The organism is Campylobacter concisus (assembly GCF_003048405.1).
GTDB lineage: Bacteria > Campylobacterota > Campylobacteria > Campylobacterales > Campylobacteraceae > Campylobacter_A > Campylobacter_A concisus_Q.
The window spans coordinates 16,559-28,513 of sequence record NZ_PIQS01000005.1; the positions used below are offsets into that span (position 1 = coordinate 16,559).

The 11,955-nt window shown below is 37.2% G+C and carries 7 protein-coding genes and 1 pseudogene; 5 read left to right on the plus strand and 3 right to left on the minus strand.

Annotated features, from left to right (window positions below; genetic code table 11):
- Positions 1–75 precede the first annotated feature (75 nt).
- Complete coding sequence (locus CVT18_RS08670) at positions 76–2,163, plus strand: dynamin family protein (RefSeq protein ID WP_107824450.1); 2,088 nt, start codon at positions 76–78, stop codon at positions 2,161–2,163.
- Complete coding sequence (locus tag CVT18_RS08675; protein ID WP_107824451.1) at positions 2,156–3,988, plus strand: dynamin family protein; 1,833 nt, start codon at positions 2,156–2,158, stop codon at positions 3,986–3,988. The genes CVT18_RS08670 and CVT18_RS08675 overlap by 8 nt, the downstream gene beginning before the upstream one ends.
- 49 nt (positions 3,989–4,037) lie before the next feature.
- On the opposite strand, the pseudogene CVT18_RS10740 reads toward CVT18_RS08675, so the two are convergent.
- Positions 4,038–6,493: pseudogene (locus CVT18_RS10740) on the minus strand (molybdopterin-dependent oxidoreductase).
- Between the two features lie 161 nt (positions 6,494–6,654).
- Between CVT18_RS10740 and CVT18_RS08685 the strand changes: the two are divergent.
- Genes CVT18_RS08685 through CVT18_RS08695 form a run of 3 tightly spaced genes read left to right on the plus strand, consistent with a single transcriptional unit; the run spans position 6,655 to position 8,142 of the window.
- Complete coding sequence (locus CVT18_RS08685; protein ID WP_103629482.1) at positions 6,655–6,948, plus strand: putative quinol monooxygenase; 294 nt, start codon at positions 6,655–6,657, stop codon at positions 6,946–6,948.
- A 33-nt stretch (positions 6,949–6,981) separates the two neighbouring features.
- Positions 6,982–7,203, plus strand: coding sequence for a nicotinate phosphoribosyltransferase (locus CVT18_RS08690; RefSeq protein WP_103629481.1), 222 nt, complete (start codon positions 6,982–6,984; stop codon positions 7,201–7,203).
- Positions 7,204–7,254: 51 nt separating this feature from the next.
- Positions 7,255–8,142: a hypothetical protein gene (locus CVT18_RS08695; RefSeq protein ID WP_103629480.1), complete on the plus strand. Its 888-nt coding sequence runs from the start codon at positions 7,255–7,257 to the stop codon at positions 8,140–8,142.
- A 160-nt stretch (positions 8,143–8,302) separates the two neighbouring features.
- On the opposite strand, the gene CVT18_RS08700 is transcribed toward CVT18_RS08695, so the two are convergent.
- Together CVT18_RS08700 and CVT18_RS08705 are read right to left on the minus strand one after the other, a co-directional pair.
- Positions 8,303–11,041, minus strand: a complete 2,739-nt coding sequence (locus CVT18_RS08700) for a M16 family metallopeptidase (protein WP_103629479.1) — start codon at positions 11,039–11,041, stop codon at positions 8,303–8,305.
- Between the two features lie 73 nt (positions 11,042–11,114).
- Positions 11,115–11,831: a transporter substrate-binding domain-containing protein gene (locus tag CVT18_RS08705; RefSeq protein ID WP_087579056.1), complete on the minus strand. Its 717-nt coding sequence runs from the start codon at positions 11,829–11,831 to the stop codon at positions 11,115–11,117.
- Positions 11,832–11,955: the final 124 nt, after the last annotated feature.

The following is an 11,955-nucleotide window of genomic DNA, read 5'->3' on the forward strand; positions in this document are numbered from 1 at the left end:
TTTGCGCCTAAATCTTGATAGCTTCGTAAGTAAAAACGTAATAAAATCTAAAAAAATTTAAAAAAAGAATCTTTAATGGACGAGTTTTTAAATCACGCTTGGCATTTAAATAAAATTTACGCCAACACTGATGCGAGCGTACCTTTTTACCCAGATCTACTGGCGCTTCTTTTATCTTGTGATGAGAAAAATTTAGATGAGTTTATGGCTCTTGCTGAGTTTAGAACTATCTTAAAAAAGCTAGGCGTAGGACTTGATATCTTTAGCATACAAAGTGCTCAGCTAGCCACACTAAAAGCACTAAATGAAGCAAAAATTTCAAGCGATGAACTCGCAATCTACTTACAAAAGCTATGTGATGAAAAGATAATCAGCCATGAAAAATTTGATTTTTTAATAAAATTTATAAGCAAAAACTCAAATCAAAATAAGGCTGAAATTTCTAATGCGAAGCCAAAAGATCATTTTCACAAGAGCTTGGATTTTCTAAATGAGATAAATGAAAAAGCAAGTATACTTGGTGAAGATAAAGAATTTTTACTAGCTTTGAAAAATGCCAAGAAAAGATCAAATGAAACGCTTTTTAACATCGCAGTAAGCGGCGTCATAAACTCTGGCAAATCAACCCTTTTAAATGCGCTTTTAAATAAATCCGTCCTTGGCGCTTCAAATGTGCCTGAGACCATAAATTTAACCATCTTAAAGCACGCATCAAATAGCCATGCAAAGGTAAATTTTTATAGCCCAGACGAGCTAGAAAAGCTTGGACTTTTAAGCGAAAATTTACCAGCTAGTAGCGTAGAGATCAGCCTAGATGAGATCAAAAACTATACATCTTCAAGCTCAAAAACAGCAAATCTCGTAAAAAGCGTTGAGCTTTACGACGACTTGGAGCTTTTAAGAGATAATGTCTGCATTATAGACACTCCGGGCATAGATGATGCGATCGTTTTAAGAGAGCAAATTACTACAAATTTTATGAAAGAGTGCGACCTTTTGGCTCATCTCATGAATGCCTCACAAAGTGCAACGCAAAAAGACGCACTATTTTTGAAAAAATGCCTTGAAAACTCGCACATCGTAAGAGTTGCTATCGTGCTAACTCACGCTGACGAGTTAAATCCAAAGGATATTAATGAAACGCTTAACTACGTAAAAAAGGCGATCGGCGAACAGATAAATGATGTTAAGATAGATTATTTTGCCCTTAGCGCGAAAGCTTATCTTGATGGCGCTTTAAATAGTGGCGTGCCGGAGTTTAAAGAGTATCTTTACGATGTGCTTTTTGGCAAAGATTCTAAAAAATCAGCTCTCATTTTAAGCTCATATCAAAAAGAATTGCAAAATATTTTAAAAATAAAACTCGAAGCCACAAAGGCTGAAATTTTAGAGCTTAAGGCCTTTACTTTAGAGCTAGAAGCTTTGCAAAACGAGCAAGCAAATATCAAAAATTCTCTTAATGAAAATTTCACAAAACTTGAAAGGCTTTTAGAAAGCGAGCTAAAAAAACTCGATGATAAAAATGCAAAAAATATCTATAAAATGGGTCTTGAAGCATTACTTCAAAATCTAAATGAAAAGATTAAGAGCGAGATCACTTACTGCAAAAATAAAAGAGAAAATTTAAATCTAAAACGTCTTACACAAATAGCAAAAACTACACTTTGTGACGGAGTTGCGGCACTCATGAGAGAGGCTAGAAATGAAACTTTGGTGCAGATAAAGTCATGCGAGCAAAATATTGCTTTAAGTTTTGATGGCTTTAAGGTGAGTGAAAATAAAGTTTTTAGTATAAATGACTTTTTAAAGCAAATGGGCGTAGAGCTTGATTTTAGCGAGCTTTTAGATGAGTTTGAGGCTAAAATTTTAAGCAAAAATGAGCCAGATGAGGCGCTTTTAAGTTTAAGACAGAATTTACTTAACAATAAAAGCATATCGCAGTTTTGTGAGACGCTAGCAGAACATGAAAAAAAGCTGCTAAAAGAGCGAGTAAAGGCTTATGAGATGAGCCAAAAAAAGACTCTAAACCAAAGGCTTTTAGTGCTCAATGAAAAACTTAATGAGCTAAATTTACAAAATCAAAGCTCGATTTCAAAGCTTAAACAAAAGACCTCCTTGCAAGATGAAATTTACTCACTTTTAGAGGATATAAAAAATGTTTAATGAGTTTATAAATGCCTACAAAGCGAGATATTTTAAGGTCTTTACAAATGATTTTAAGGGCGAGCTAGCTAGGCTCGTAAATGATCTAAACGATCCTAGCTTGCATATAAGCGAGCAAATAAAAGAGAGCTTAAATTTACTAATAGACACTCTAAATGAGCCACCGCTAATAGCTGTTATCGGTCAATTTTCAAGTGGAAAATCAACATTTTTAAACGCACTTATTGGTCAAGATATCTTGCCATCAGGACTAACTCCAGTCACCGCAAAGGCTGTGAGACTAAAATTTGCAAAGATGCCACTTCTAAGCGTGAAATTTATAAATGGTAACGAGAGCCTACTAGCAAGTAGCGATCTAGCCGAGCTAAATAAGCTAGGCGAGCAAGTTTCTGGTATGACGCTTTATGCGCCAAGTGAGATTTTAAAAGAGATAAATTTCATCGACACTCCTGGCCTAAACTCGCTAAGAGATGCTGACACAAAAGAGACAAAAAATACGCTAAAAAAGGTTAGTGGCGCTATATGGCTAAGCCTTGCAAACAACGCCGCAAAGGCAAGTGAGCTTGAAAGTATCAAAGAAATTTTAAAAGCCAATGATCTAAAAGCGATCTGCCTAATCAACCAAAAAGACAAACTAAGTGAGGAGGAGCTTGAAAGTTTGCTAAAGCACGCTAGGCAAACTTATGGCGAGCTTTTTGAGGATATCATCGCTATCTCATCAAAGCAAGCTCTTCTTAGCATTACAAATAATGACAAAGACCTACTTGAAGCTTCAAATTTTAATGAAGCTCTAAAGGCTATTAAAGAGTGCTTTTTAGACAAGAGCTTTAAAGAAAATTTCATAAAAGTAAGGGCAAAAAAGATCGTAAAACTCCTAACCAACGAGCAAGAAAAACATCTAGAAATTTATGATAATGCGCAGTTGATTTTAGATGAATTTAGTGGCTCATTAGATGAGAGGCTGGAGGCGATAAAAGAGGAGTTTAAGCCAAAGATCGCTTTAAGTTATAGTCAAATGAGTGAAGTTATAAAACTTGCCGCCGATGAAGTATTTAAGCTACTTAAGCCATTTTCAAAGACAAAATTTAACGCTTCAAAGACGCTTTTAAACAAAGAAATTTATAAGCGTGAAAATTTTGAGGTAATAAGTCTTGATAGCGACGAAGTCTTTTCAAAACTTATCTACGAAGATGTGGTTTTTAATAAATTTTTTAAACGCTACAAAAAAGATCTAAAAGAGCTAGAAAATGCAATAACCTCAGCATTTAATGAGCTTTATAAAAATTTAGAGGATAAATTTTTAATATACAAATCTCGCTATGAAAATTACGCTAGCTTTGATGATCAAGCCTTGGCTTACGAAACAAAATCCATAAATACCTATGCCGGACGGACATATGAAAATTTTTTAAGAGAGTATGAAACGGCTAAATTTAAGGCCACACAAAAGGTCTCTTTGTTTTTTGAAAAGCTTGATATAAAGCTAGCCTCAAACTATGAAAATGCGCTCAAACTCGCGGTTTATTTTATAAAACAAAAGATAGAAAAGACGCTAGAATCGCATCTGCAGATGAATACGCCACTTTATATCCCAAGCGCAAAAGACGTCTATGAGCGTATGCTTGATGCGTTTAGCCTTTATGAATTTGAAGCTTTAATGTGCTCAAACAGCTCGTTTTTAAATAAAATTTTGCTTGATATAAAGAGCGATTTTAATGAAATTTATACTTTAAAAATAGCAATGCTTGACGGCTTAAAAGCAAGAGTTAAAGAGCAAATTTCAAAGATTGAAGAGCTTTGTGAAAATTCATTGCTATTAAGATAAATAAAATTTTTAAAGCTTAGAAGCTATCCATTTAAGGATAGCTTCTATTTTATGCGTGCATTATGCCGATCTTTGGTGCATTAAATGCTGTCACGCGCTTTGGCACGCCTTTAAATTTCTCGACATTCACAAGGCTTGTGTGAGCGGTGTTGCTCTGGCTCATCTTGCTTGATGGCACGTCTTTTGTGAGCACATTTAAATTTCCGTGCAAGCAAAGGCTCTTTTCACCCGGTTTTTCAGGGTCATACCACGCACCTTCGCTTACTATTACGACATTTTGTGGCACATCCTCAGTCACAAAGGCACCGCACAAAATTTCGCCCCTATCATTAAACACACGCACCACGTCGCCCATCTTTATTCCTCTAGCCTCGGCTGTTTTTGGATTTATAAGCACTGGCTCGCGCTCTGCGATCTCATTAAAGTTGCGAAGTACAGAGTTATTTAGCTGCGAGTGAAGTCTAAATTTAGAGTGCGCGCCGCTAATTGCGATAGGATATTTTTTATTTTTTGCGCCAAGCCACTCAAATGGCTCAAGCCAAGTTGCATGCGGTGGGCAGTCATCATAGCCAAAGCCAGCAACCGTCTCAGAGTAAATTTCTATCTTGCCAGATGGCGTTTTTAGCGGATTTGCCACTGGGTCGTCGCGGAATTTCTTATAGTTTGTAAAGTAGCGTTTTTTCTCATCGACCTTGTCAAATCTAAAATATCCCTTCTCCCAAAATTCCTCAAAGCTTGGCATGCTCTCATACCCAAGCTCGGCAGACTTTTTAACGGTATCTTCATATATTGTCTTGACCCACTCTAGCTCGCTTTTACCCTCGCTAAATGCCTCTTCCCTGCCCCACTCTTTGGCGATCAGCCTTGCGATCTCGAAGTCACTCTTACTCTCACCAAATGGCTTAACAAGTGGCTTCATCGCAAATAGATACTCGCTAGTTGAATTTGCCATCTCGATGTCCGTTCTCTCATATTCAAGTGCAGCTGGCAGGACGATGTCGCTAAATTTAGCTGTACTTGTCCAAAATGGCTCGCAAGTGATGATAGCATTGACATTTCGCATAGCTTTTATCGCTCTATTTGCGTCAGGATGCCTTGTGAAAGTCGAGCCGTTGGCGTTAAACATCACTCTGATCTTTGGTAGCTTGTAGCTCTTGCCATTTCTTGTTATCTCTTTGCCTGGCTTAAGAAGTGCGTCTATTAGCCTTGAGTTTGGCATTTCGTAGCCCTTTGTCTTTGGTACCAGCCCACTATCAATAAATTTTTGAGGTACCTTCGTCTCAAACGCCGCTAGTTTAGGCGCTATGAAGCTCTCATCAGCATTTTTGTGCATGCCGTCATTTGTGACAAAGCCACAACCCTCTTTGCCGATGTGTCCAAGCATCGCATTTAGCGTCACAAGCGCCCAGTATGCCATCTCACCGTGATCTTGCCTTTGTATGGCATAGCCACCTAACTATGACTGAGTCGTTTTTAGCTAGATCTTCGCTAAATTTCGCAAGATCTTGCTCGCTAACGCCACAAATTTTACTTGCCCAAGCTAGGTTTTTATTGATCCCGTCAGTTTTGCCAAGCATGTACTCTTTAAATTTATCAAAGCCAACTGTGTATTTTTCTATAAATTCTTTGCTGTAAAGTCCCTTTTCAAAAAGGTAGTTACACATACCTATCATCATCGCTGTATCGGTGCAAGGCACGACTTCAAGGTATTTTGAGTCAAAGTACTTTGCGCTATCGTTGTGATAAACGTCAACACTATAAATTTTCATCTCGCCACTTGCACCTTTTTTTTCTGATCTCATCGTAGTATTTATATGAGTTGTGAAGCGGCACGCCAATGGCGATCTTGTTTGAAACGACTGGGTTTGTGCCCCAAAATACGATCGTTTTGGCGTTTTTTAAGATCGCCTCCCACTTTGTTGGCGCTAGCGCAGGATCGACAAAGCCAGTGACGTGAGGCATGATGACAGTCGCTGCGCCGTATGAGTAGCCACCTAGCTCATTTACGTAGCCACCAAGCACGTTAAGTAGCCTTTTTGCGGTCTTTTGGCTGTGGCCAACTTTGCCAAGGCTACCCCACTGATAAACCTGTCCGTAGATCGCTTCAGCGCCGTATTTATCAAAATTTTCTTTTAAAACTTTTGCACTTAGTTTTATAGCCTCTTCCCAGCTCACACGCACAAATTCTTCTTTACCACGAAGCTCTGGTTTTGGGTTGTTTGGATTGGCTAAAAAGCTCTTTCTAACAAATGGATACTTTACTCTGCTCTCATTTTGGATGTAGTCAATGACTGCGTTATTTAGCTCGTTTGGATAAGCATCGCCCTCAAATGGTACGGTCTCAACCACGCGACCTGCGATCGTTTTTACATAAAATGGGCCAAATTTATTTGCGCTTAGTCCGCTTTGTTTGTCAAATAACGCTTGCTCTGCGCTTCCAAGCTCTTTTGCTTGAAGGCTAGCCGCGCCTAATGCGCTTAATCTTAAAAAGTCTCGTCTTTTCATTTTCTCTCCGATTTTGGTTAAATTTATTGTTTTTGATTGGTTTTAGAAATTATAAATTTAGGGTTTTGTATCATTTCATCGTTTAAAGGCCTTGTAATGTAATACGCAAACTTGCGTCTAAATTGCGCTATTTTAGCCAAAAATTTTTAAAGGATGGGCAGATGATTGGATTTTATGTAAATGTAAAGTTAAAAGCTGAGTGTGAGGCAAAATTTGAAGAAATTTTAAAAGAGATCGTGCCAGCTTCAAGAAAAGACAAAGGTTGCATAAGCTACGAGTGCGGCGCAGTTGAGGGCACTAAAAGCGAATACTGCTTTATGGAGATCTGGGAAGATCTTGCAAGCCAAAAAGAGCATATGAAAAGCGCTCATATGATGAAAAACGCAGCTACGCTGGAGGCTTGCAAAGAGAGCCAAGAGGTAAAAATAGTAAATTTTGTAAGCGTAAAGGAATAATATTTGCTTTAAAAAGGGCAAAATCCACAAAAAATGAGCGAAGAAAAAATGCTTGAGATGATAAATGCGACTGCTGATATTATATTTATGGCCGTACTTAGGGGACGAATAAGCTTTGAGGCTTGCAAAAAAGATAGGGAATTTATCGACTCTTTAAGAGAAGAACTACTTGGCAAAAATCCAAATAAATTTAAAATCGCCCAAAACTCATACCAAATGATCGCCATTTTTGAAAAATACCGCAATAAAAAATAATTCCACTTAAAATTTAAATCCATTTGCCGATATTGTGTTAAAGGATTTGACATGATAAACGCACTAAATGGATTTAATCAAAGCTTTAACTACCAAGACGCTTTTAGTAAGCGCCAAGCCACAAACGCAAATTTAAATAAAGTAGAAATTCCCACCAAAACTGCAGACATCAAGCATCTACCGCTCTCTGGCTACTCATCAAATGATAAAATTTCTATTTGGGGCAAGATAAATGGCCTTGATAGCGGGGTGAGCAAAGATGAAATCTCTAGCCTTAAAAATTTCATTGATAGCACGAAGCTTTGGCGACTAAACTCCATCATCACTAGCGAGAAAAACGGCTTTAGCGTAGATGAGTTCATCAAAAATCACAAAATGAACGTAAATAACAAAATAACTAACAATGCTTTTGGCGCTCTTTATCTAAGCCGTGAGGCTACAAATTTGCTAGACTCTGATCTAAGTATCGATGAGTTTAAAGATAAATGGCTGGAATTTACCGCCGAAAGGATACTTGGCGAGCACGCAAATGTAAAAATTTCTTTTAAAGACGGGGCTTTAAATTATGAGCAAAGCTCGGATAAAAAACGTATAGAATTCTTGGGTCAGCCTATGTTGCACCGTGTAAGCTACGCTGATAAAAATAGCAAAGATGAGTTTTTAAAATTTCTAAAAACAAGTTATGAAAAGGGCGAGGGCATCGCCGATGTGCTGCAAAATATCGCTCTTACGCCAGTTAGAGAAAATGGCGATGAAGAGATGGAAGAAGAGAAATTTAAGCCTATGCAAGTCACCAAAAAGAGCGTGACATACACCGATAAAGATATAAAACGTGAGTTTTTTGAGGAATTTATCAGGCGTGAGGTCGAAAATGGAGCAAGCTTTGATGATCTAGTACAAAAGCTAAACAAGCTAAAGCCAAAGGATATACTAGCTTAGCTTTAGGTTTAAATTTTGGGGCTGGCTTTGCTCCAAAATTTCTACCTAGATTTGAATTTAAAGAGCCAATTTAGCCAACTAATTTAAAAAACTAGCTTATCTTAATAAATTTTACTCACGTTTAAATTTTAAGAGCCAGCCAGCTTAACTCCATAAATTTCTACTTCGGATTATTTATGCTTATCACCATATTTTTATCATCAAGATATAACTTTGCAGCCTCTTTGATGTCCTCATTTGTGATAGCTTTTACCGCACTTGTGTACTCATCAGCCGTATAAAGTGGCATGTTGTAAATTTTATTTGAAATGATGAGCTTTTGCCAGAACTCAGGCTTTTCATAATCTTTTTTTATAGAAATTTCACTCTGTGCCTTAAAATCCTCCAAATGCTTTGGCAAGATCGCGCCACTACTCTTGATGCTAGCTATTATCTCCTTTATCTCAGCGATAATCTTGTCTGTATTTGAAGGGTCGCAAGTAAAGCTAATTAGCATATCTGAATGCTCAAAAGGATAGCGCGAGAGCTTGGCATTTAGGCTAAAACCGTATGTTTGACCCTTATCTTCTCTGATCTTTTCTCGAAGCGCCGTTTTTAAAATTTCACTTAATGCCCTTAGTCTAATCGCTCCCTCAAAGCTATATTTCGCATCAGAATTTACGATATTTATGCCAACATCGCTTCTTTTTGTGCTTTGATACTCCCTTTTAAAGGTGTGCTGACCCTTGATACTTCGCACGCCATCGTCTTTAAACTCTTCAGCCTCGCCAAGCTTTGGCAAAGTGGCGATATACTTTTTAATAAGTGGCAAAAGCCTCTCTTCGTCGGTGTCGCCTATGATTACAAAAGTATATGAGGCCGCGTTTGTAAATTTATCTTTGATGATCTCTTTTAGCTCATTTAGCTTTAGCGCGTCGATCTGAGCCGTCTCAAGCGGCTCGACACGTTTATTATTTTCGTAAAAAAATTTACTAAATTCGGTGCTAAATTTATATTCAGGCAAATTTTGCTCTTTACTTAGCTCATCCTTTGCTCTTTGCTTTATCCTCTCAAGCACGTTTGCATCGGCTCTTGGAGCGTTAAATTCTAAATTTATAACAGCTAGCAGCGAGCTAAGATCGCTTGTGCTTGATGAGCCATAAATGCCTTGCGTAAGCGCTTCTATGCCCTTTTCATAGCTTACGATCTTTCCATTTAGTGCCTTTGAGAGCTCATAGTTATTAAATTTACCAACGCCGCTTTCATTTGTGAGCGCAACTGCAAAGCTACCAAGCTTTGGATCAGCCAAATTTGATGTGCCTCCTTTGCTGACGGCCGCAAACAAAATACTATCTTTTTTGGTAGCTAGTGGCTTAAAGATAACTTGCGAGCCATTTTGCATTTTATAGGTATAAATTCCATTTTTTTCATCAAAGTTTCTTGAGCTTATCTCTTTTGGCTCTAAATTTTCATTGCCTAGGCTCTTGTCGTTGTTGCTAGCAGATAGGTTTGTGTTATAAGCAGGCGCTTTGGCAAAAAGCTTTAAAAACTCATCTTTGCTAAGCTTAAAACCATCTTTGCTAAAAATTCTTACACGTTCATCAGAAATGGCTAAAATTTGCCTAAATCTAGCATTCACATCAGCTAGCGTAATCTCGTTTAATAGCTTTAAACTAAGCTCTTTTTCATCTTCATCACTTAACACAAAGCCACCATTTTCTATCATATTTAAAATTTGTCCTGCGTAAGCGCTTGACTTTTTAGTCTTTGAGCGTTTAAATTTTGCATCTACATTTGCCACAAACGCCTTTCTTACATCTTCAAAATCATCTTTATTAAAGCCAAATTCTTTAATGCCTTTTATAACGCCAAGCATATCTTTAAGGCTTGCGTTAAAATCGCCTCCAAGTACATTTGTTTCAAAACTATAAATTTTCTGCTTTGCTTGAAGTGTTTGAGCTATAAAATCAGTGCTTAAATTTGATGAATTATTTGCATTTTTTTGCTCATAAAGCATATTTATCAGGCTTGCGATAAGTGCGTCTTCTAGATTCCTCTTTGCATCAGCTTCATTTACAACCGGGCTAAATTTATCAAAATAGCTAAGTCTAACTAGCTCCATTCCAGTTTCATTCGAGTCATAGTTAAAAATATTTAAACCACTTTTAAAGCTGATATTTTTTTCTGGATGAATGTAAGAATTTGTATTTTTTGCTTGGCTAAAGTTTTTTTCGATTAAGCTTTTTATCTCATTTTTATCAAAGTCGCCAACAGCAACAAAGCTCATAAATCTTGGCTGATAAAGCCTCTCGTAAAATTCTTGCATGTGCTTAGCATCTACGCTTTTGATGACGTTCATATCGCCTATTGGCACTCTTTTTAGATAGATGCTGCCCTCAAAAATATCCTTTGTTTGAGCCAAATAAAGCCTATATCCTGGCGTATTTCTCTGACGCTCCTCTTCCATTATGACGCCACGCTCTTTATCAAGCTCCTTAGGATCGATTTTAACGCCATCTATCCAATTCGAAAAGACTTTAAACGTATCTTGTAAATTTTTCTCATTTACATTAATCGTTAAGACATAACTCGTCTGATCATAGCTCGTCTGCGCGTTTAGATCGGCTCCAAATTTCACACCAAGGCTCTCAAGCTGTTTAATGAGCTCATTTTTACTAAAGTCACGGCTGCCATTAAACGCCATGTGCTCCAAAAAGTGAGCAAGACCTTGCTCGCCATCTTTTTCATCAGTTGAACCAGAATTTATAACAAGATAAAAAATAGCTGTTTTTTGTGGAAATTTATTCTCTTTGATATAGTATTTTAGCCCGTTTTTTAGCTCTCCATTTAACATATCTTTATCGTTTTGAAGCGCAAAAAGACCCATTACTAGGCAAAAAAGCAACAAAATTTTTCTCATTATTTTCCTTTTTATTTTAATCGATAGACAAAGCAGAATTTAGCATAAGCCCGCAAATTTGCAGGCTAGAAGATTATTTTAGATCGTATTTTTTAAGTAAAGCTTCGTAGCTTCCGTCTTTTTTCATATCATCTAAAATTTGATTTATTTTCTCTATTAACGCGCTCTCTTTTCCTTTATCAAATGCTATTGAAAAGCCCTCGCTGCCATCAACTTCTTTGAAAAATGCTTCAAGTTCTGGATTTTTCTTGATAAAGCCATATCCGATAGAGCTATCAAGGATGACTGCGTCAAATTTACCAACTTTTAATCCCATGATGAGTGGCACAGTATCTTCTGAAGGCACTACTTTTACGCCATTTATTGCATTTGCTGCTAGCTCCTGGACGGTGCCTTGTTGCACGCCAACTCTTTTGCCAGCTAGCTCTTCTTTAGCCTTTAGTGCGTCATTGCCTTTTTTCTTTAGGTAAAGATTTTCAGTTAGATAGTATGGCTTTGTAAAATCAATCGATTTTAATCTATCTGAAGTCGCACTCATCGCACTTATAATGCCATTTATTTTGCCGGCTTTAAGTGCTGGGATAAGGCCGTCAAAACTCATATTTATGATCTTATATGAAAAGCCTGCACGCTTTGAAATTTCATCAATTAACTCGATATCAAAGCCTGTTATTTTGTTATTTTCATCGATATATTCAAATGGCGGATAGTTCGCCGCTGTGCCAAATTTTAGCTCATTTGCACAAAGAGCAACAAAAGCTGTGAGTAAAAGAGCAAAGATCTTTTTCATAATAGTGTCCTTTAAGGTGATTTAGTGGGCTTAATTATCAGTATTTCTCTATTAAAAATTGTTTAAATCCGTAATAAAAGAAAAATGCTATAAATAATCGTATAGCAAAGTAGCATATAAATTT